The sequence below is a fragment of the Paenibacillus dakarensis genome, from assembly GCF_001373415.1.
Taxonomy (GTDB): Bacteria; Bacillota; Bacilli; order Paenibacillales; family Paenibacillaceae; genus Paenibacillus_AQ; species Paenibacillus_AQ dakarensis.
The window spans coordinates 18,779-41,254 of the sequence record NZ_CDSE01000006.1; the positions used below are offsets into that span (position 1 = coordinate 18,779).

Sequence of the window (22,476 nt, forward strand, 5' to 3'; positions counted from 1 at the left end):
GATTAACCAAACCGCTGCGTCTTGTACCATTTGCTTTTACGGCCGGTAAGCTTATCTACGACCATCGAAATGAAAGATTTAATAGAAATAACCAGGAATAGCTGTGCATAGGTGAAGTAAGATATGCAGGAAAGAATAAAGTTACGGACATTACTCTGTCCAATATCTGTAGCCAGGGCAAGATTAATCTGTAAAACGTAAATAAAATACATAAGAGCCCAGGCAATAACGAGAAATACATATACATCGCCTTGAAAATGGATAGGTAGGGCGATCTCCGGATTAAACAGGGCAATGAGCTGATAGATGATATTGACGATAAATAGGATGTCCGATACGATGACCGCTATCATAAACCAGAAATAGCTTGCGGCGTAATAGAGAACCTGAAGCTTGATTCGCCAGCTGGTTCGGTCTATCAAATGATGTAAATTATCGATGACAACCCGGAAGTTGCCCTTAGCCCAGCGCTCGCGCTGCTTCATATATACACTTAGCTTCTCAGGCTCCTGTTGGTAGGCTTCAGCTTGCGGTGCAAGAGCAATCAGTTGGCCTCTCTTCATAATTTCGAATGAAATTGCGGTATCCTCTGTAATCGCACCCTCATCCCAGCCGCCAATGCCTTTGATAAGCGATGTTTTTATGATGAAATTCGTACCAGGAATGGTCCCCAGCTTAAAGAGCTGCCATAAACCCGTATGATGCACCCGTTGAATGGTGATCAGCTCGAGATTGATACATCTGGACAGAAAGTTATGGCTGCGGTTACGGGCTTTGTTGCGTCCGAATACAGCGCCGTATCGTTCAGGGTCCTCCATCGCCTTTTGGGTCAGGAACAGCAGTGCATTCTTCTCGGGAGCGGCATCAGCATCATAGATACAGATCCATTCTCCTGTCGCATATTTCATGGCATCATTCAGCGCTCCGGACTTACCGCCGGTTCCTGTACGCTCCAGAATAAGCAGGTCGCGGTGTGCGTAGCTTGAGATTGCTTTCAATGCCTTTAATTTAGCGGCTGTGTTATCCGAGCAATTGTCAGCAACAACGATGACCTGCATTTTATGCTCCGGATAATTCATCTGAAGGATATGCTCTACCGTTGCTGTAATAACCAATTCCTCATTATGTGCCGGAACCATGACAGTAACTGTAGGAAAATCCTCAAGATGATCCGGCATAACCAGCTCCTCGCGGCTCTGCTTGCGAATAAACAGGACAGCTCCGATCATCAAGAGAATGGACTCGAAGACTGCAATCCAAATGCTTATTATGGAAATAATAAGCAGGATATCAAGCATTAAATTTCCCCCGATCATATTTTTTGTTTACTTGGGAGCGGAATCTTAAGGTCGAAATCGTCAGGAACAGTATGGAGATGGTAAACAGAACGCTGACTGCAATACACAAAGGAATGAACCAATGGGCGTCTGACATGAATGTTAACCTCCTTTTTGGTATAAACATGCATTATCTGTTTTGTAAAATGTATGTTTATATGTATTCCCCAATAAGATCTGTTTCGGTGTTCCGATCCAGGGCCGCGATCACAGCATCACTGTCCTCATACTTACGGAACTGATCCTTCTGAAAGACGATTGCCCCGGCACGGATAACAAGCTTCAAAGTTCGGCCGTGCTTGTCGATAAACGGCATGTCCATCATCGCCTGCTTGATCCGGTCGGTGAGATTCTTAATATTTTCCGGCTGAGTCAGCGGGCACAAGATAATGAACCGCCCGTTATCAATAGAGAACTTATAATCCTCGAACCGGATCTGATCCTGGATGGTATGCGATAATTCGAGCAAAAGCTGGGCATACCGCTGAGATCCAAGTGATTCTTTCACGAGAGGGAGAAATTCAATTTTGAACATGGCAAGGCAGAAATTGTACTGGTCCGGGTAGCGGTTAGCCAGATTGGACTGCTTCACCAGCGTATCCGAAAAAGACGCTTTGTTCCCCAGTGATGTATTCAGGTCAATGTCGGGGTTCTTCATCTTAAACGCTTCTAACCGCTCGATGAACCGATGGTTCTGGATGAGAACAGAACGAATGAATGCAGCGATAATCACATTAGCAGGAATAAACAGCATCCAGGATATCGTTAAAATATTGACGGGTGCATAGGTGGAGAGCCAGACGAAATAACTGACCAGAAATATGAATATCCCTACAGCCAAAACTCCCACCGGCAGCACAAAGCCGATCAGTAACGCTGCAAGGGTAGTAAGGCTGAACAGAATCTCCTTGGTAGAGAATATGTGCTTCTCATAGATGTTCCAGTAGAAATGAACCTGTTGAGCGATGACGAGAAGAATCATCAGGGTATAGCCTAATTCAGCTCGGCGAACAGGGCTTTTTCGTATCAAATACAGACATCCTTTCTATGCTGATTCGTATTTATGCAAAAAATAGAATATATTCTAACATAATATAGCATGATTCGACAATTTTTTAACGGAAAATGAGGCAAAATATAGAAAAAATACTATAAAGGTCTATCGATGATTGTTATTTAGGGTGACCTCGGCTAGGAGTGGAAGCAAGTTATCAAAGATATGTGTATTATTATTAAACACATAACCTCCCGAATAAGCGGGGTTCTGATCACGAAGATTCAGCATGCGTTTCTCCAATTGCTCGGCCCACTGCGGATCATCACATTTCAGTGCAAGCATAACAGCCAGTCCGTAAACGGCTGGAGATTCGTAAGCCACAGCGGGCGCTCTGGTCTTTCGGGTATATTGCCCCATGATTTGATGATGCTGCTGGAATTCACGCTTTAAGAAGGCCAGAAGCCCGGCAGGCTTTTGTCCCGTTTCTGTGACGTGTAACCCGACGATTAACTGATCAATGATATTCACCTGTTCATCGTAGACGTATTGCCTGGATGGAATCTGATAGGCTTTGGGATAAAAGACGCCATCATTCGGCATATCCAGAAGCAGGTTTTTGTGCCGCTCAAATATGGGCTCTTGCATCAGGTGATTGCGGAGCATACCCTTCATCGCAGATAGGTCTACATAGGCCAGACTAAGCGTCTGTGCAGATTGATTCTGTTTAAAATCATGGAAATCAACAAGGTACCCGTTCTGCATCCCGATAGATTGGAGTGTAGATGAGACCTCTTTTGCTAGACTCATATATGATTCTTCATTCCATAAGGAAAAAGCTTTCAGCAGAGCATCCACGATGCGAAGGTCATCGCCAAGCGCGTTGGTGCTTACTTCCGATTGGCCTGTGGGCGTAAGCTTCCACCGGATATAATGCTGCGGTGATAAGAAATACGACTTCAGGATCGTGAGACTTTCATCAAACTTCTGCTTGTCTTGCTGGAGCACGGCGTATTGCATCCATAGTCCAAGTGACTCGGATAGCGCCTCTTTCCCGGCAGCCATATCCGGGTCTGTGGACGAAGCGGGCTCCAGATAGGTTGCCAATGTGCCATTCTCATTCCTCATATGCTGTTCAATAAACTGCTCTGTCAAAGAGGAGACCTCCCTGCCCGGGCTCTTGATGAGCCAGATTGTCATGATGGTTAGAGCGAGAAATATGGATATAGCAACGCTTATAACTGCGTTTTTGTGAATAGTATTCTTCAAGTTTGCACCTCAGTTTTATTCGTGTGAAATCAATTCAACTCATACGGCTTCTCTTTGCTTATATATAACCATAAATAAGCCGTACCCCATGATGTCTGCTAATGACATCACAAGGTGCGGCTTTGATATGAGATGTATCGCTTAAAATCTTTAAATAGCGGTAACTAATTAACTAATAGATGGATCGACATACCTTTTAACAGAATCATAAAACAAAGACACCTTCCGCAAACCGGATAGACTGGTTTCAAGGAGGTGTCCTTTTTGATGAGTATTTTGGTTAAATGCCGATGCGGTTACTTTTTGAGATGGAGAATGGAAGCTCCTCAGATGAATATTTACGGTGACTTGGAGCCAGGCCGAGCCGGAATTCAAGCGTCTTACCGTCCATGATGTCCTCATGCTTCACATACAGCTTGGTATAGTCCTCGCCGTCCAGTTCAACCTTCGCTACAAAATTGGACTGTGGATTATTGTTTTCTGTATGAATATTCATTTTTTTGCCGTTTGGCAGCTCAATGGTTACCGAGTCGAACAGCGGAATGCCAAGCACGTATTCGCCGCTGCCCGGACACACCGGATAGAAGCCCATGGAGCTGAACACATACCATCCTGACATGCTGCCGTTATCCTCGTCACCGGGGAACCCGTCAAAGCCGCTGTTGAACAGATTCGTCATGATCTGCTTAATGACCACTTGAGCTGAAGCGGGCTGCCCGACATAGCTGAACATGTACGGGATATGGAAGCTTGGCTGGTTGGAGATGGCGAGTTGCCCGAAATCGACCGCTGCCATTTCACTCATCTCATGAATCTCGAAGCCGTATCCTTTAACATCGAAGTCCGGGGCGGTATTGCACAGTTCAGTGATGCGGTTAAAGAAGCGCTCTTTGGACCCGTAGGCCTGGGCTAACCCTTCGAAATCCTGATAGACCGCGAAGCTGTTCTGCCACGCGCTGCCTTCCGCGTAATCAAGACCCCAGCTTGTGTTATTAAAGTCCGGACGGAAATTCCCTTCCTTATCCTTAGCTCTCATAAACCCGGTTTCGGGGTCGAAAATATTTCGGTAATTCAGTGCGCTATCTCTATACTGCTCCGCAATATCCGTTCGTCCCAGCACATCCGCCACCCGGCTGATACAGTAATCGCTATAGGCATAGTCGAGCGTATGGTTGACGCTTTCGTGATAATTGCTTGGCACATAGCCATATTTCAAGTAATCGATCGTACCTTGACGACCATACAGATTCGTCTCGCTCTGTGTCGTGGCTGCGGTAAGCATCGCTTCAAGCAGTTCAGGCAGAAGCGAATCGGCAATGCCCTTTACCGCCGCATCGGCGATCACGGCATCAATCAGGGTACCCGGCATTAAGCCGCGCTCATCGGGAGATAACCATTTGGGCAGGAAGCCCGTTTCCCGGAATGAATTCAGGAAGCCTTCAAGCATCTCTTTATATTCGTCTGGAGCGATGATGGAGTAGAGAGGGTAGACTGTTTTGTACGTATCCCAAAATCCGTTATTGGTGTACAGAATACCCTTCTTCACTGCCTTGGCTGTTGTATCGTAGTGAACAGGCTCCATGTTGCTATCGAGCTCATAGAATTTTTGCGGGAACAGGAACATCCGGTACAGACAGGTATAGAACGTTCTAATATATTCTTCATTCCGGTGTGTGACCTTGATCTTGCTCAGGTAATGATTCCAGGCGTTCGCTGATTCCTCTTTCATCTGGTCAAAAGTCTTGTCCATTTCGCGCTCATGGTTCAGTTCGGCTTGCGCCATGCTGATGAACGAAGTGGCGAGCTTAACTTCGAGCGTGTCCTTCTCGCAATCTGTGAAACGAATGACTGCGTGCCGGTTTTCTCCTTCGATGGAGGCTGCTGCTGTGAATGCACCTTCAGCGTCATAATAACCGGAAGTGGACAGGTCGATATCCTTGTTAAACGTCATGACAATATAGATGCCGAAGTTCTCGTCCTGGCAGCCCGAGTAATTGCTGATAAAGCCGGAGAGCTTGCGGCCTGCCGCATCCCACTGAAGCGAGCTTTTACCTTTAGCGTTCAGCACAAATCCTGCTTGCTGCCTGGAATGGTATTTAACGCGCAGCGATGCGCCGTAAGTAGAAGGGGTAAGCTCCGTTGTAATGTTATAACGCTGCTGCTTCACACGTACGTAGTTCGGCTTGAACACGGCCTCTTCCGGGCGGTAGGAGCTTTGGCAGGTGAAGACAGTTCCCCGGATTTTGTCATCGGCAATGGGAGTCATGAGGAAATGGGCGAAATCGCCCATCCACGGGCTTGGCTGGTGCGTCAACCGAATCCCCTGGAATACACGGTCATTCGGATTGAAGAACCAGCTGCCTTCATCGCTTGTTTGCACCGCAAAGTGGTTCATTCCGAAAGGGACTGCGGTGTACGGCAGTGCATTGCCGTTCGAATATGTATACTTGTTGTTCGTGCCTTGTCTGGTGTCGATATAGTGCAGCATGGTAGGGTCTCCTTTGTACTTAAGTAATTTATGGAAATTTAGGTAATAACTGAAAGAAGCGGCGTGTACTACAAGCGTCTGACAGACTGGCGTTCCATGAGCTTCACCGGGACGATCGTATTGCCGGGTGCCGGGTTACCCGGGTGTTCAATGAGCTGGATCAATTGCTTCGCAGCCAGACGGCCCATAGTGACGAAATCCTGAGAAACCGTAGTCAGCTGTGGTTCGATGAAGCTTGCCAGCTGGATGTTATCGAACCCCGCAATCGAAAAATCATCAGGCACAGAAAGCCCAAGCTCCTTGGCAGTCTGGATCATCTCGATAGCGATCAGGTCATTCTCGGCGATCACGCCCGTAATTTCCTGCTCCTGCATGGATTGAATGAACCGGGTATAGAAGTCTTTTCGGTCATCGCTGATATGGGTTAAGTGGCGTTCAGTTAGTTCGTTCACGCTGTTGTCGATCAGATGATGCTCGAAGAGCGCTTTTAAATATCCGAAATACCGTTCGCGAATGGATGTAGAGGAATCGACCTTGGACGAAGAGACGAAGGCGATCTTTCGATGATGGTTCTCAATCAAGTGCCTTGTTGCCTGGTAAGCGCCATCAAAATTATCGGGTACAACCGACGGAAACGGAATGCCTTCAATATGCTTGTCCATCGTCACGACAGGGAAGCCCGAAACATGATACTGATACAACAGATCAAGGTCCGAATTACTGGTGAGCGGATACAGAATCATTCCCGCATTCGAGCTGTGAAGCGCTGCCTCCAGCACCTTTCGTTGTCCCACCGTCGTGTTGGATTGGATATTAAGGGTATAATCGCTGCTTGCGAGGTATTCATTGATTCCTTTTTCATAATCGCCAAGCCCGGGATTGTGCGTGAACGGCAGGATCAGCAAAATGTCTTTAGCCGCCTTGTCCGATGGTTTGCCAGGGACAACCGAATGTACGAAGCTCCCCTTGCCCTGAACCCGGGTAATGAGATTGGCGTTCTCCAGCTCGGTCAGCGCCCGCTTCGATGTGATCCGGCTGACATTGTATTTCCTGGAAAGCTCAGCTTCCGTGGGCAGCTTGTCCCCGATTCGCAGCTCTCCGGATTTAATCTTCGCTTTTAGATCTATGACGATATTCTGATATAACGGAATGCTGTTCATATGACCTCCATTTTCTAATTTGATATATCAATTGGAATGCGAATTTTTAATAGAATTAACGTGGTAAATATATACTATTCCTTTAAATGGATAGATTCAAGGGTTATTCTCATATTTTTTGGCAGGTGCTAAATAATTGAATTTGATATATCAATATTATGGCTCAATTTTGTAACAATATATCTAATCATGACTCTTCATCTGTGGATTTAGGTCATAGATTTAGATCCATTCCCCGTAAAATTAAAATATTATTATTAATGAATCAATTTCATAATTCTCAACCCTTGATATAATAAGGTTTTTTAGGCATAGAAAAAGGAGTACCTCCCCAAATCTCGAATAGGTTAGCGACTAAACAAACCAAATGAGACGGAGGTGAACTCCCTATGCCATATATTCGACATGAGAGTCTGTTTTCCCTGCAAGATCTATATGATTTAGATCGAGAGCATCGCTTTGAACTTATCTTTGCAACGATAGATCTAGCTCCCATCTTACGAATCGTCAACAAAAAGTCGCGTTTAGGTGCTCCCGTTGAAACCAATTATTCAGCCATGGTCTACTCCCTTATTGCCGGAATCATTGAACGGATTCCGACCATTAAAGACTTGTTGAAGCGACTTCGTGAAGATGTTTTGTTTCGTTTTGATTGCGGGTTCTCTTTAGCAGAATCCATTCCTTCGGCATCCACGTATTCTCGGCTGATTCAAAAGCTTAGCCAAAGTGATGCACTAGAAGAGGTCAGCCAAAACGTGGTCAAACATGCTTTTGAAGAAGGCTTTATTTTAGATGACACCGTAGCCATTGATGCAACACATATCGAAGCCCGAGATCGCGCGCCAAAGAAACAAGAACAAGAGAAGAAACCGACTGTTCCGAAGAAGCGCGGGCGTAAGCCCAAGCAAGAACGAGAAGCCTGGCTGCTGCAAAAACAACAGGAAGAACAACAAAAGTCGATTTACGAAAAGAAAATTGCAGACCAACTCGATGTACCCTACAAAACCTTACGAGAGCAGATGCCGATCGCACCTGAATGGGGTGTGAAATGTAATAGTGAAGGTAAAAATTTGAATTGGTATGGCTTCAAAGGCCATCTGGTAGGGGCAGCACAAAGCCAATATATTCTTGGCGCGCTGCTTTCATCTGGAAGCATGAATGACGGAAAGGCTGCTATTCCTCTATTAAAAGGGCTATACGCACAGTTTCCGACCTACAGATTTAGATATGCCACGATGGATGCAAGGTATGATTACGAGCCGATTTACGAAGAAGTGCGTAAATGGAACGCTCATGCTATTACTGCTTACAACCGTAGGCGCGAACCGGAGATGGAAGGCTTTGATGAGCATTTCGCACCCACATGTGTGCGAGAGTATTCCTACTGCTACGACAGTTACGACTCAAAGTATGAAACACTGAAATACGTAAGGCCGAAGGAATGCGAAAGCTGTCCCTTAGCACACGATTCGCTATGCCAAAAAGTTTATAAAATGAAGGTAACCACAGATCTGAGAAAATACGTAGCACCCGCACGAGGCAGCGCTTCGTGGAAGCAAATTGCAAAGCGACGATCCGCAGTTGAGCGAGTAAATGCATACTTGAAAGAGTTCTTTCAAGTAAATAACGTAAGACATCGAACAGGAGCAAAAGCGAGGCTGCATTTTATCCTCGCAACATTAGTTTACAACAGCATGAAGCTAGTCGTGGATCGTGTGAACAAACAACAAAAAGCACAAGCAGCATAAATTAAAAATGTACCCCGATTGCATTGGAGTAGTCTGCAGTTTTTTAAGCCAATGCATTATGAAATTGATTCAACTAGAATACATTAAGGACAAAAAAACAATATAAATCTACAAAACTTATGTAAGAATGTAGATACAGAGAAGGCAGCAACATCACTTAAACAATGATATTACTGAAATAGTCATTCATGTAAGAGAAAAGAGGAACGAGGAAGCATTGGAATTACCAGAAACGTTCAAACCGATTCCAGAAAATGTAAAGGTGTATGAGACTTTGTATCAAGAATACAGCAAGCTGCACGATTACTTCGGACACGGTGAGAATAATGTGATGAAACGGTTGAAATCGATCAAACAATCTGTACAATAAGCAGCCTTTATGGAGAATGACCGATTATCATAACAGCTGTATAAAAGCCAAAAAATCCCCTGGGAGATTTCATATCTCCCCCAGGGGATTTTCGTTTAACAGCGCTATCCAGTGAGGTTATCTGCCCCAGACACGAAGCAGGGCATCCGCTTTATCATTCAGCCACTGCCGGGCGTCTGGTGACGCCAATTCCTGATGTGCTTTATTTCCGAGGTGCTTAAGAAAGTCCTCGATCTTCTTGGCTGCCTGATCATAGTGACCTTTCTGCATTTGGCTTTCCGCTTGGCTCAGCGCATTCTCCAGCTGTTTGGCCAGCGGATGGGTCACTTTGCCGGAGGTTATAAAACGCTGGAGGCCGCTTTGCAGAGCAGGCAGGTCGATCGATGTCTTAAAGCTTAGCGGCTCGCTGAGCTCTGATGCCGCTCCTGACGGGAGCAGGGCTTTGACCTGGAACATATAGGTCGTATCCGGCTCCAAGTTTCTCCAAAGGTACACGGCATCGGTCACCGTTGAGACGGCGCCATGATTGCCGTACACCTGATAGGTCACCTGGGTTCCGTCGGGCGTCGTTACCGGGGACCAGCTAAGCTGAGCCGAATCCGATGTCACGTCTGTTACCTTCAGACCTTGCGGCGCATCAACAGTAAGACGGGTCCGGAAGGACCAAATATCCGAGTAGGTTCGTCCGCCGAAGCTGTCCTCCGCCATTGCGTACCATTCATAATTTGTATTGCCTTTTAAGCCGTTCCAGTTGACCATGGCAGTTGTTCCACTGGCCGCCTGCACCGAACCGATGATATCGTCAGAATACACCTTTACCGTCATGGCGTCGGTAGCCACTCTTTTGACCATCGGTTTCAAATCCACCGAAAGCTTAAACTCATCTTTGCTCGGATCGTAATAATTGTAATCGTCCAAGTAAGGTGAGTACGTATTCACATAGACGGTATCCGTCTCTGTATCAAAATGCAGAAGCTTCAAATACCCGCTCCCACCATTCGGAATGCCCTGATAATCGTTAAGAATCTGGTACACCTTTCGATCCGGCTGTCCGTCATTGTTATCATCAAGCTGATCGGTACGCAGCGAGCTTCCCGTGAAGTGACCGCTCATGACCATCCAGACGTTCGGATTGGGCACGACTACCTTCTGATAGATTTTTTCGCCGGTTGCAGATCTCGTCGCGTTATTTCGCAAATATTCATGCACGACAATGACCGCTTTACGGTCTGGGTGCTCTTTAAGAACCGTGTTCATCCATTCCATATCTTCATCATTGAGGCCCCAGCCCATATAGACAAAAATAAAATCGTTGCCGTTCGCTGAGATCAGGTCATAGTGTCCTTTGTTATCTTGGTAAGACTCTCCGTAGTAAGGTTTATCTTTAAAGCGGTCCTCTCCGAAATACTTCGAGAATTCCGAGTAATCCGGCACAGAAGTGGCACCACCGTCGAATACATCATGGTTCCCCGCGACGACGCCCCAAGGAATCTGTGCTTCTTCCACCACCTTCATGAACTTGTCGGCACGTTCCCACTGCCCTTTGATCCCTGCAGAGTTTACCACGTCTCCCACGTGCATCACATATTGAATGTTCATGGATTCTTTGGCGTCACGCAGGAAGTTGACTTGGGATTCAAAATACTCCGGCTGAACTTCCGCATAGATTTGCGTGTCCGGTATAGAGGCAAAGGTGAAATCGTATTGTTCACGGCGTGGAATCTCATCCTGAATCAAGACTTGGACTTTTCCGTTTCTAGCATAATTGCCGCCGTCTACTCCTGCTGAGAGGGTAAAGTCCTCCTCAGATGCAGCCACGGTGGACGCCAGGGAATCCCACGTTTGCGCGTTATAATTCCATGCATATAAGCCTACCTTGCGTCCTTGAAGCGAATGACCTTCCCAGCTTAGCTCAAGACGGTCGCCGGCACCTGTCTCAGTTCCTACCTCGACTTCAAAGCGTTGATAAGGAAACTGTTCCACTGAGTCGGTGGTAACATAAAGGTCATCAGATGTCCCGGCTGCGGATTGCTCCTCTGCGGTGAGCTGTGTTTCTCCGGGAGTCACCAATGTCAGCGGAGGCTCTACATCAGCCGCGTGTTGGTATGCTGTCACTTTCGTGTCACCGGCATGGATCTTTTGTCCTTTAAAAAACTTCACGTCGAGCGGGTCACCCGTCGGATCGGAAACCGATACCTGCAGGTTCACGTTCGTGTCCGTATCCTCTGATCCGTCAGCAGGTTCGGCCAAGAGCGGCTTATCCGGAAGCTCTGCAGGAGTGGAGAATGTAATCGTTCTCTCCGTCGATTTACCTCCAGCATCCACAGCCTTAAGCGCAAGACTATGCTCGCCTGGAGCGAGAGCCGCAGAGGATGTGGAATATGGAACTTCAATAAGCTTGCCATCCAGCTTCACTTCGAAGGATTTGACGGAGGAAGCTGCATCCGTCGCGGAGGCTTGTATCTCAAAAGCCCCTTTGTAAGTATTTCCCTCGATTAGATTTGTCGTTATCTCCGGCCCTTGGTTATCTACCACCACACTCGCTGACTCCTTGCTGCCGTCCGGCAGTGACACCTCGACTTCGTGAGGTCCGTCGGCTGCTGCCTCGGTGTTCCACCGGTAGGATATCCCATCCCAGTAATGCTCTGGAATCGCAAAGTTGAAGTACACAACTGGAAGGAAACGTCCGTTATCCCCCATGTCCAGGATGGTTGCCGGGTTCGTATATTTCGGGTCACGAACGACCGTACCATCCGCCAGTACAAGCCGGACATTCCGGATGTTGAAATCGTCGAGATCGGGCTCCGGCTCGTTTTCATAATAAGGCCGGTTTACGGAACCCGCGCGTAGGGCAATCGGATTAGCTTGACCGTATTTGAACAGATCAGGTCGTACAGGCACGACTATCGTTTGGTATCCCTGGGTGTCGAACGGAATCAGGTACAGCGTTTCATTGCCCATCGTGGTAACGTTCTGGCCCTTATTTATGCCGTCGGCTTCAAACACGAAATATGCCGTTTTCTCAAGGGCTTGTTCCGTTGGACTGACTTGCTGACCGTCAATCGACAGTGACATGGAGCCTTCACTGGAGGATGACCCGATAAGAACCCGCTCACCTGACAAAACATCGCCATCACGCACGTTCAGTGCTGGACTTTTCTCATTTCCGGCCAAGCTTAGCGTTCTAGGTGCCGTTGATGTCAGGTTAAAGGTATCGGACGCTTGAAAATAGTATTGCAATGTCGGGCTGCCGAACCATTCCATCATCCCGAGCGAGTAGCGGAAGCGTCCGTCTGTTCCGCGCGGCAGGGTTACCATTGTATAATCCGATGTCTTGTTAGTCTTATAGTACAGGTTGACGGAGGCAAGCAGACGGTCATCGGCCGCTTCCGCCATCAGTTCTATGGGAGATATCAGATCAATACGCGAGGGGTCTGTAAAATCTGTTACCGTCGGCGCAACTGGATCGTTCACGATGGTGACAGGCTCAGCTGGTACGTTAGCCGGGTTGAAGGCTCCGGGGGAGGCCGGAACGGTTTTTGAGCTAAGCTTCTTCATATCGAGACTGCCGGCATCCGGAACGCCATACTCTATACTCAGATCGGCTCCTGTGTCAATTACGCCCTGATTATAACTGGCGCGTACGATGTCTGTCCCGGTATTTGTTGCCACCACAATCGTTCTTTCCCTCAGGTTGTTGAGCCCACCGGGAATCCGGACAATGTCTTTATTCTCAACGAGCGAGGTTTGAAAATGCTGATTGAAGTCCGCCACCGTCTTGGACTGAGCAGACGGCGTGACCGCCCAGAAGACCATGGCCTGCTTAGGCTGAATGATGATCTGCTGATCGGTATAAGGCCGCCAGAACGAATCGTTACCTGGTTCACCCGGGTATCTGTATAATATGGAATAATCCTTAAAATCAATCGGCTGGTCGCTGTTGTTATAGACCTCTATGTACTCATAAGGGTCCTCTCCCAGACCATCGTCTCCGCCCGAGTCAGGGACCAATTCAGTAATGAGCATGCGGGGTATTCCGGCTTCCGCCGTGGCAGCACCGGGGCTTGCTGCTGAAGCAGGATTGCTGAACGGCAGAAGAGTGCCAGCGGTAAGCTGAGCGGCCATCATACAGGCGAGGAAGGGGGTTAGTTTCTTTTTCACTTGTTAATCATCTCCTTGTTTTTTATTGACAAGCAATGAGTTGTAGTGCAGAAACAAAGCATTAATAAATTAAATTGATTAATTAAAGCTGGATTATACCATTCGCCATTCTTTCCGCGTTTCCTCGTTGCTCGAGTAAATTTTTTTTTAGAGATTTGATCTCTGAAGTAGAGGTCGGATTAGTAACGATAAACGATTGCAGGTAGTAGGCGCCGGGTAACAGAGCTTTAAAACTGAAGTACGAGCCCACAAAAGTAATAGGGGTTCATCAGTTGCAGAAAAAACAAGAACCATTCTTTATAAGGGAACGGTTCTTGCTCTATATTTTGTCAGACTTCCCTAACATCGTAGAGAATACGGGCCAGCAAGTCTTGGCTATAGTTGCCGAAATGTTTGCCGAAGATCGTCAATCCTCCTTTGTTAACCGATTTTTCCGTTACGGCGATCCGGAAGGTCAGCTCGCTTTTGTAATCCAGCTGAATTTGATCGAGTGTGACATCAGAGATGCGGCATCCGTCAATAAAGCTTCCGTCTTTGTTGATACGGATCAGTTTCAGCATGCCATATTGATTCAAATTATGAAATTGATTCTAATATGTAATCATTACAATATAAAGTCATTGCCAAGCGAGGACCAGAGTCTTATAATTCAAGTAAATGATAATAGTTCTCACTGAGGTGTTTAACGTGAATTTAAGCGATATGAATATAAGTGAACCTGCCCGTATTGTAGATGTTGGCTGCAGCAATCAGCTGGTATGCAGACGTCTTAATGACCTGGGTGTAATGGAGGGGTGTCTCGTCTGTGTAAAGAAGCGGCACCCGTTCGGCGGCCCGATTACGCTTGAGGCGGATGGACAGTGGATAGCAATCCGCCGGAAGGAAGCTGCACAAATCGTTGTGGAAGCCGTATGAGCACTATTGTACTAGCTGGTAATCCGAATACGGGCAAAAGCTCGCTGTTTAATATTTTGACAGGTTCATATGAATATGTAGGGAATTGGGCCGGAGTGACGGTCGAGAAGAAGGTCGGCTATTTAAAAGATGGCCGAGGCGAGATTATCGACCTCCCCGGACTCTATTCCCTGAACCCGCTCTCGAAGGATGAGGAGGTTGCCTCCAGGTTTCTGCTTAATGAGTCCTTTGATTGCGTTCTGAATGTGGTAGACGCTTCCCAGATTGAACGCAACCTGAATCTGACGCTGCAGCTGCTTGAATACGGCAAGCCGGTTGTCATTGCCTTGAATATGATGGATGTGGCGAAGGCGCATGGATTGGACTTGAACGTGGAGCGGCTGGCATCGCTGCTGAAAATGCCGGTGATTCCGGTCGTTGCCCGGAGCGGCAAAGGCTGTGATGCACTGCTGCACTCGATTACAGAGGGGCTGCCCGAGGCTCCTGAGGAGCCTTACCATCTTCCGTATGGAGCGCTGCTGGAAGAGGCGATCGCCAAGCTAACCTCCCGGATGCCTGAGCATATGGTGTCGCCGCGCTGGATGGCTGTTCAGTTCCTTGAAGGTAATCATGTTGTGCGTCAGGCGCTGGAAGAGGAGATGGATTCCGAATGGTTGGAACAGCTGTATCAGTCCACTGAGGAGTCCATTAAAGATGCCTACGATGTGAAGCAGCTCCCCCAGTATATTCGGAAAATGCGCACCGATTACATTCAGGAGCTTCTTGCACAGTGTTTGACACGTTCCAAGGAAGGGCGCAGCACACTGTCAGAACGGATTGATCGGCTCGTTACCGACAAGTATCTAGGTATCCCGATCTTTCTGGCGTTTATGTATCTGACGTTTAAGCTGACGTTTGAATGGCTTGGCAGCCCGCTATCCGATCTGGTTGACGGCTTCATCAATGGCCCGCTGCGAAACGGGACGGAGTGGCTGCTGGATAGCGTGAATGCTACCGACTTTATCAAAGCTATTATTTTCGATGGTATATTTGCCGGTGTAGGCGGGGTGCTTGTATTTGTGCCTCAGATCTTCATCTTGTTCCTGATCATTTCATTTATCGAGGATTCCGGCTATATGGCCCGGATTGCCTCCGTCATGGACAGGCTGATGGAAGCGGTTGGTCTGAACGGGAAGGCATTTATTCCGATGATCATCGGCTTTGGATGCAATGTTCCCGGTATTATGGCGGCGCGGACGATCGAGCAGCCGAAAGAGCGTATACTCACGATTATCCTGACGCCGCTGATGTCCTGTTCGGCACGTCTGTCGGTATACAGTCTGTTTGTCGGAATCTTTTTCGAGTCGAATCAAGCCTTGATTGTTCTATCTCTATATGTGATGGGTATCGTGATTGCGCTGGTATTGGCGAAGCTGTTCTCATCCACCATTCTGAAGCAGCAGGAATCCATGTTTGTCGTGGAGCTGCCCCCTTACCGGATTCCGCAGTGGAAGACGCTGTCCCGCAGCACATGGGAGAAGGGCAAAGGATTCGTGCGTAAAGCAGGAACATTCATCTTCGGCGGCTCGGTCATCATCTGGCTGCTCAGTTATGCCGGGCCTGGCGGACTGGATGTCCCAATGGACGAGAGTTTCCTCGCAATGATTGGCGGGGGGATCGGATATCTGCTGACGCCGCTCGGATTCGGAACATGGCAGGCGGGGGCAGCGCTGATCACCGGTTTTCTGGCCAAAGAAGTTGTCGTATCTACCATGCACATCATTTACGCCGCACCGGATACAGAGACGCTAAAGGGACTGCTTGCCGGACATTTTACAGCGCTTGAAGCATATTCGTTTATGGCATTTATTTTGCTGTATGTGCCGTGTCTGGCTACGGTTGGGGTTATTCGGAAAGAGACAATGTCAGCGCGCTGGACCTGGTTCTCGATCATTTACGCGCTGGTGATTGCCTATGGAATTTCATTCATCATTATGACGGCAGGAAGGGCTCTCGGCTTTCAGTAAATGGATCGTGAAAGGAAGTGACGAGCATGCTGGCAAGCATCATCATCGGTGTGCTGATCTTCGGCTATGCCGGATGGACACTGTTTTCTTATATCAAAAAGACCAAGAAAGGCAAATGCGCCGGCTGTTCCCTGGCGAAGACATGTTCTTCGTCTTGCAGCAGTGAGATTGTAACACCTCCCCAGAACAAAGGCGGCCGCTAGTTAAATATAACTGACCCAAAGTGTCCCCTCTCCATATAGGAGAAAGGGGCGCTTTTCTTTTATCCGGATCACCTGAATGATTGCCAAATCTGGCGGTTTGAATAGGTCGCTATCATACCCGAAAGTGAGTAACGGATCCTTTTTAGGGTAAAACGTATTAGGAACGATTTAACGATCACTTGACTTTATGGTTGTTCGGATAGATTAAGGAGGAGACATCATGCAGTGGAAAGGAAGAAGGACAAGCTCTAATGTGGAGGACCGGAGAGGAAGCAGGGGTCCGGGTCTCATCGGTGGCGGTATTGGAGGTGTTGTCATCCTGCTGCTCGTAACACTGCTCGGCGGCGGCAATGTTACGGATGTGCTGAGCAATCTCGTGGGCAGCGGCTCGGATACGGGAGCACCATACACGGAAACGGCGGAAGAGAAGGAGCTGTCTCAGTTCGTGTCTGTTGTTCTGGCGGATACGGAGGATGTGTGGACTGAGGTTTTCAGAAAAGAAGGAAAGACATATGAGAAGCCGAAGCTCGTTCTTTATACGGGAAGCGTACAGTCTGCCTGCGGAACAGCAGGCTCGTCGGTAGGTCCATTTTATTGTCCGGGTGACCAGAAGCTGTATATTGATTTGAGCTTTTATGATGAGCTGAGAAAAGACTTTCAGGCACCCGGCGATTTTGCCATGGCTTATGTAATCGCGCATGAGGTTGGCCATCACGTACAGACGCTGCTCGGCACATCGGACAAGCTGGCGCAATACCGGCAGCAGCTGAGCAAGGAGGAATACAACAAGTATCAGGTTCGGTTTGAACTGCAGGCCGACTATTTGGCAGGTGTGTGGGCGCATCACGCGCAGGGGATGAACCTGCTTGAGGAAGGCGACCTGGAGGAAGCCTTAACGGCTGCAAGTGCCGTAGGGGATGATACTATCCAGAAAAGAGCTCAGGGCTATGTTGTGCCGGAGAGCTTTACGCATGGTACATCCGAACAGCGGAAGCGCTGGTTCTACAAAGGCTTTGAGAACGGTACGCTGCAAGGCGGAGACACATTTAACGCGAACAATTTATAAGCATAGACGGAATAAAGAGATGGCCCTTTGCTTTGCGGAGGGTCATCTCTTTTTTGCAGCAAATACAAAAAGTAAGAGCGAGATGATGATTGGATTCGTGGATCCATCAAATAAGCGGAGATTTTTAAAAAAGGGTTTATTAATAAAAAGTGTTATTTACCAATCTGGAAAATGGTATAATTTTGAAATCGAAAGGCGTGCATCAGCCTAAAAGAAACATAACTTTAAAGTGGGGGAATCCGTTATGAAGATTAATAAATGGAAAGTTATAGTCCCAATTTCATTGGGCTTAAATGTTCTTTTGATATTGTGTTTATTTTTCTTGTATCGAGAAAATACAGACATGAAAAAAGGAGTTATCTTGCAATATGCTTTTCAGCAAAGTGAAGTTCTTCTAGATTTGAAAACTGCATTTGGCCATAAAGATGACAATGTAGATTATGTTAATGCATTAGTCGGAGTATATGCCAACATTTACCATAACTTTAATCTAACTAAAAAATATAATTCTATTGGTGAGTACGTGGATTTTCCTGATCAAATAAATATTTTAAATAGTCCTATGTCGTCATTGCCTGTTGGCTATTCTTTGAGTAACCGCGTTGCTGGTGTATCCAATGAAGAAGTGAATCAGAAATTGGAGGTATACACCTCTTACGTTTCTCAAATTGTAGATACACTGGATCTGGAAAATAAAATTAAAGGCAAAAGCCTAAGAGAGCAGTATAAAACATTGGATGAAGTTAGTGAGTTAATTAAGACATTTGATCTGGAAGAGTAAAAGGCGTGCAGAGACTAACGATTTCCATAGAAATTCAAAATAAGAGGCCCTCAGCATGATAAAGGAGGCCTCTTATTCTAGTTGATCTTATTTCTTCATCAGCAAATACATAAAGTAAGGACCGCCGATCAGCGCCACCATAATCCCGGCCGGAATACCGTCCGGGTCCACCAGGTTTCGACCTATCGTGTCCGCAAGCAGGAGCAGCCATCCACCGGTGAGAGTCGCAACAGGAATGAACATCTGATTGCGTGGTCCGACCAGCGACTTCGCAATATGAGGGGCCATCAGACCGATAAATGCGATGCCTCCGGTTACAGAAACCGCTGAAGCCGCTAGCGCAACCGCTGTAAGCAGCAGGACGATGCGTTCCTTTTCAACCGATACACCTACGCCGATAGCCACGGATTCACTAAGTCCAAGCAGGTTTAACCGATTCGCCTTGTAGAGCGTAAAGGGGATGAGGATCGCCAGCCAAGGCAGGATCGCCCAGATAAAAGGCCAGTCGGCTCCCCAGATGTTCCCGGCAATCCACTTGGCGATAAAATCGACCTTGGAGCGCTCTGCCGATGAAATAATGACGATCATCATACCGGACAGCGCCGTCGAGAAGCCGACTCCAACGAGTACAAGCTTTACAGGCTGCAGACCTGAGCTTCGGCTATAAGAGAAGGCGTAGATCAGGCATGCCGTAATCAAAGCCCCCAGGAACGCGACAAGCGGCAGCACATACACGAACGAACCCGCCTGGATTGGAAAGAACAGAAAAAATACAGCGATAGCTACCCCCGCGCCGGAGTTGATACCGATGATCCCCGGGTCTGCCAGATCATTGCGTGTAATCCCTTGGAGAATGGAACCCGACAACGCCAGTGCCATCCCTGCGAGCAGGGTAATGAGCATGCGCGGCAGCCGAATGGAGAAGAGGACAAATTCCTCCTTAAACGTGCCTTGACCGAATAAAGTGGGAATCAATCGGTCAAACGATAGGGAGGCATATCCCATCCCCATGCCGATAACCGCGGTTACCGTAATAAGGACGAATAATGCAGCTAGAATCAAACGTTGTTTTTTGATGAGGGCCGGATGGATCATGAGAATGCTTTTCCTCCTTTACGTACAATAATCAGGAAGAAAGGTAAGCCAAGTATCGCTACAATGGCCACGATAGGTGTTTCGTATGGAGCATTCAGGGTACGTCCTAATGTATCAGCAGCCAGCATAAAGGATGCACCGCAAATCGCGGACATCGGAATAATAAATCGGTAATCGGTTCCCACAATCGCCCGCACGATATGAGGGATCATGAGCCCGATAAACGCCATATTCCCAACAAGCGCAACCGATGCCCCTGCGAGTACAATCACAACGATAAACAGGATCGCCTTGATCTGTGTTGTCCTTTGACCGAGACCAACAGCAACTTCTTCACTTAGACTTAGAATGGTAAGCTGTCTGGACAGGAGGAGTGCGATGACCGTACCGATCACGATAACCGGGATGATGAGCTGGAGCTGGCCCCAGGTGGTGCCGATCAAGCCGCCCGCCGTCCACATGGAGACATCCTTGTATATTTTAAAATAGATACCGACACCTTCCGATACCGCATGCAGGAACGCAGTTACAGCAGCGCCCGCAAGCACGAGCCGGAGGGGAGAGAAGCTGCCTTTTTTAATGGCGCCTAAGCTGAACACCATGAGAGCACCAAGGGCAGCTCCAATAAAGCAGGCGAGCATGATGCCAAAATAATGAATAGAAGGAATCCATGCTATCGTGACCGCGAGCGCAGCATTGGCTCCAGCCGTCAGACCGATCAGGCCGGGATCGGCCAGCGGATTGCGCGTTATGCCCTGCATGATTGCACCCGCTACGGCAAGCGCAGCTCCGACGAAGCTTGCAGCGACTTCGCGGGGCAGCCGGATTTCCCGCAGGATGGAGATTTTATCTCCCTGGGCATTCGAGGTCAGGGCAAGCCACAGATCACTTAATGTGGTATTTGCTGCGCCGAGCACCATCGCGATAATAAACATGATCATTAAAACAATGCATCCGGCAATCAGTTTATATACAAAAGGCAGGGTACGTTTCGTTCCAGTACGCATATTCATTCATCAGCTGCCAAGAAAGGCTTTTTTGAAAAACTCCAGTTGGAAGTCGAGCGTAAGCGGATCGTTGAAGTAGAACTCATTCATATTGACCTCAAACACCCGGTTGTTCTTCACAGCAGGAATGTTCTTGTATGTATCGGTATCCTGAAAGGAATTATCGGTTTCAGCGCTTTTGCTCAGAACGATGTAATCCCCTGCATATTCCGGGAGGACTTCTGTAGATAAGGCGTAATACCCCGGCTCCAGCGCAGATTCTTTAATCTTCTCCGGCATGCTTAGCTTCATTTCCTGATACAGGATTTCGGTGCCGCGTCCCCAGTTATTGCCGTACACATACAGCTGTTTATTATAGTTTTCGATAACAGACACTGTCTTGTCTGCTCCAATCTTCGCCTTGATCTCTTCTCCCGCTTGGCCGGCCCGCTTCTTAAAGTCATCTACCCATGCAGCGGCCTCCTTTTCCTTATTAAGCAGCTTGCCGATTTCCAGATGCTGCGTTAGATAGTCTACCTTGCCGTAAGTATATGTAACGGTTGGAGCAATTTCTTTTAACTTATCGAGGTTGTTAATGCTGGATAGTCCAATGATCAGATCGGGATCAAGCTCGATGATCTTCTCAAGGCTCTCGTCGCTTACCTCTTCAACGTCTTTAAGCTGCTCGAACCGTGGATTTTGCTTGGCCCAAGAATCGACCCCGACGAGGTTTACACCGAGAGACATAACATTCCCTGCAAAAGAGGCAAGCACGACAACACGCTGAGGATTTGCAGGCACCTCAACGGGTCCATTTTCGGATTGATAGGTAATCGTTGCGGATTCTGATGATTTGTTATCGGCAGGTGACGTATTGCCGTCTGGTTTCGCAGATGAGCTGCCGCAGGCGCTAAGCACCAGCAGTGACAGCAGCAGGAAGGGGATGAGTAACTTTTTCATGAGTCGTTGATTCTCCTTTTAATAGGTTATAGGTGATACACATCGGTTTACCGGTCCTCGGGTCTGCCCCGATTTCCGCATCAATCTGAAAAACTTCCCGCAGGACATCATGATGGATGACTTCTTCACAGCTGCCGGACTTTACAACCTTTCCATCCTTCATGGCAATGATATAGTTGGCGAAACGCGCCGCCTGGTTCAGATCGTGAAGAACCATCACAATCGTACGTTCCTGCTCCTGATTGAGCCTTTGAAGCAGCTCCAAAACTTCAAGCTGATGAGCCATATCCAAATAGGTTGTTGGTTCATCGAGAAAAATAATGTCGGTCTCCTGTGCTAATGCCATCGCGATCCATACACGCTGGCGTTGTCCGCCGGACAGGGCATCGACAGGGCGGTACTTGAACTCCTGTGTGCCTGTTACCCCAAGAGCCCAGTCGATGACCTCAAAGTCTCTTTTCGTCAAGCGTCCAAATCCCTTCTGATAGGGAAAACGACCGTAGGAGACAAGCTCGGAGACGGTAAGTCCGCTTGCACTTTCAGGAGACTGGGGCAGGATCGCCATTTTTCGGGCAAGAACCTTGGTGTCTTCCTTCGCGATATGCTTCCCGTCCAGCAGAATACTACCGTCTTGGTGGGATATAATGCGGGTGATGGCTTTTAAAAAAGTGGACTTACCACAGCCATTAGCACCTATGATCGTGGTGATCTGCTTATCCGGGATCTCAACGTTCAGCCGTTTTACAATAAGACGTTCACCATATCCAATGCTCAAGTCTTCCGTATACAGTCGAGTCATAAGCGAACCTCCAGTTTAGAATAATGCTTAAACAATATAAATGATAATGATTATCAATTTCATTACGATAATTACTTTAAATCTAAAGCGATTCCATTGTCAAGGGTTAATGAATGTTGTAAAAAAGATCAAATGAGA

18 protein-coding genes and 1 pseudogene are annotated in these 22,476 nt (G+C 47.6%); 7 read left to right on the forward strand and 12 right to left on the reverse strand.

What is annotated here, in order from left to right:
• Positions 1-2: 2 nt before the first annotated feature.
• From BN1234_RS00235 to BN1234_RS00255, 6 genes are all read right to left on the reverse strand, one after another.
• Positions 3-1,298: a glycosyltransferase family 2 protein gene (locus tag BN1234_RS00235; protein ID WP_054954661.1), complete on the reverse strand. Its 1,296-nt coding sequence runs from the start codon at positions 1,296-1,298 to the stop codon at positions 3-5.
• Positions 1,291-1,434 carry a hypothetical protein gene (locus BN1234_RS22370; protein WP_170307949.1) on the reverse strand — a complete coding sequence of 48 codons (144 nt, stop codon included), beginning with the start codon at positions 1,432-1,434 and terminating at the stop codon, positions 1,291-1,293. The genes BN1234_RS00235 and BN1234_RS22370 overlap by 8 nt, the downstream gene beginning before the upstream one ends.
• Positions 1,435-1,491: 57 nt before the next feature.
• Entirely contained in the window at positions 1,492-2,367 is an 876-nt protein-coding gene (locus BN1234_RS00240) for a GGDEF domain-containing protein (protein ID WP_054954662.1), read from the reverse strand.
• Between the two features lie 129 nt (positions 2,368-2,496).
• Positions 2,497-3,486: a glycosyl hydrolase family 8 gene (locus BN1234_RS00245; protein ID WP_245640045.1), complete on the reverse strand. Its 990-nt coding sequence runs from the start codon at positions 3,484-3,486 to the stop codon at positions 2,497-2,499.
• Between the two features lie 394 nt (positions 3,487-3,880).
• Complete coding sequence (locus BN1234_RS00250) at positions 3,881-6,088, reverse strand: GH92 family glycosyl hydrolase (RefSeq protein WP_054954664.1); 2,208 nt, start codon at positions 6,086-6,088, stop codon at positions 3,881-3,883.
• A gap of 68 nt (positions 6,089-6,156) precedes the next feature.
• The gene (locus BN1234_RS00255) at positions 6,157-7,248 is read right to left on the reverse strand and encodes a GntR family transcriptional regulator (RefSeq protein ID WP_054954665.1); all 1,092 of its coding nucleotides are present in this window, start codon (positions 7,246-7,248) and stop codon (positions 6,157-6,159) included.
• A 389-nt stretch (positions 7,249-7,637) separates the two neighbouring features.
• On the opposite strand from BN1234_RS00255, the gene BN1234_RS00260 reads away from it, so the two are divergent.
• Complete coding sequence (locus BN1234_RS00260; protein WP_054954666.1) at positions 7,638-8,996, forward strand: IS1182 family transposase; 1,359 nt, start codon at positions 7,638-7,640, stop codon at positions 8,994-8,996.
• A 217-nt stretch (positions 8,997-9,213) separates the two neighbouring features.
• The gene (locus BN1234_RS21635; protein WP_156337086.1) at positions 9,214-9,366 is read left to right on the forward strand and encodes a hypothetical protein; all 153 of its coding nucleotides are present in this window, start codon (positions 9,214-9,216) and stop codon (positions 9,364-9,366) included.
• Positions 9,367-9,483: 117 nt separating this feature from the next.
• On the opposite strand, the gene BN1234_RS00265 is transcribed toward BN1234_RS21635, so the two are convergent.
• Positions 9,484-13,527 carry an FIMAH domain-containing protein gene (locus BN1234_RS00265; protein WP_245640046.1) on the reverse strand — a complete coding sequence of 1,348 codons (4,044 nt, stop codon included), beginning with the start codon at positions 13,525-13,527 and terminating at the stop codon, positions 9,484-9,486.
• Positions 13,528-13,856: 329 nt separating this feature from the next.
• Positions 13,857-14,105: pseudogene (locus tag BN1234_RS21640) on the reverse strand (transcriptional regulator); the annotation flags it as partial.
• 109 nt (positions 14,106-14,214) lie between these two features.
• Between BN1234_RS21640 and BN1234_RS00275 the strand changes: the two are divergent.
• From BN1234_RS00275 to BN1234_RS00300, 5 genes are all read left to right on the forward strand, one after another.
• Complete coding sequence (locus BN1234_RS00275; protein ID WP_054954668.1) at positions 14,215-14,442, forward strand: FeoA family protein; 228 nt, start codon at positions 14,215-14,217, stop codon at positions 14,440-14,442.
• Positions 14,439-16,448: a ferrous iron transport protein B gene (gene feoB / locus BN1234_RS00280; RefSeq protein ID WP_054954669.1), complete on the forward strand. Its 2,010-nt coding sequence runs from the start codon at positions 14,439-14,441 to the stop codon at positions 16,446-16,448. Before BN1234_RS00275 ends, feoB begins: the two co-directional genes overlap by 4 nt.
• A gap of 26 nt (positions 16,449-16,474) precedes the next feature.
• Positions 16,475-16,651: a FeoB-associated Cys-rich membrane protein gene (locus tag BN1234_RS00285; protein WP_054954670.1), complete on the forward strand. Its 177-nt coding sequence runs from the start codon at positions 16,475-16,477 to the stop codon at positions 16,649-16,651.
• Positions 16,652-16,871: 220 nt separating this feature from the next.
• Positions 16,872-17,717 carry a KPN_02809 family neutral zinc metallopeptidase gene (gene ypfJ, locus BN1234_RS00290; RefSeq protein WP_054954671.1) on the forward strand — a complete coding sequence of 282 codons (846 nt, stop codon included), beginning with the start codon at positions 16,872-16,874 and terminating at the stop codon, positions 17,715-17,717.
• A gap of 244 nt (positions 17,718-17,961) precedes the next feature.
• Entirely contained in the window at positions 17,962-18,498 is a 537-nt protein-coding gene (locus BN1234_RS00300) for a hypothetical protein (RefSeq protein ID WP_054954673.1), read from the forward strand.
• Between the two features lie 87 nt (positions 18,499-18,585).
• Here the strand turns inward: BN1234_RS00300 and BN1234_RS00305 are convergent, their stop codons facing one another.
• The 4 genes from BN1234_RS00305 to BN1234_RS00320 are packed head-to-tail and all read right to left on the reverse strand — an operon-like array spanning position 18,586 to position 22,338.
• Entirely contained in the window at positions 18,586-19,593 is a 1,008-nt protein-coding gene (locus BN1234_RS00305; RefSeq protein WP_054954674.1) for a FecCD family ABC transporter permease, read from the reverse strand.
• Positions 19,590-20,600, reverse strand: a complete 1,011-nt coding sequence (locus BN1234_RS00310) for a FecCD family ABC transporter permease (RefSeq protein WP_054954706.1) — start codon at positions 20,598-20,600, stop codon at positions 19,590-19,592. The genes BN1234_RS00305 and BN1234_RS00310 overlap by 4 nt, the downstream gene beginning before the upstream one ends.
• 9 nt (positions 20,601-20,609) lie before the next feature.
• Complete coding sequence (locus tag BN1234_RS00315) at positions 20,610-21,539, reverse strand: iron-hydroxamate ABC transporter substrate-binding protein (RefSeq protein ID WP_054954675.1); 930 nt, start codon at positions 21,537-21,539, stop codon at positions 20,610-20,612.
• Positions 21,490-22,338, reverse strand: coding sequence for an ABC transporter ATP-binding protein (locus tag BN1234_RS00320; protein ID WP_054954676.1), 849 nt, complete (start codon positions 22,336-22,338; stop codon positions 21,490-21,492). The genes BN1234_RS00315 and BN1234_RS00320 overlap by 50 nt, the downstream gene beginning before the upstream one ends.
• Between the last annotated feature and the right edge of the window lie 138 nt (positions 22,339-22,476).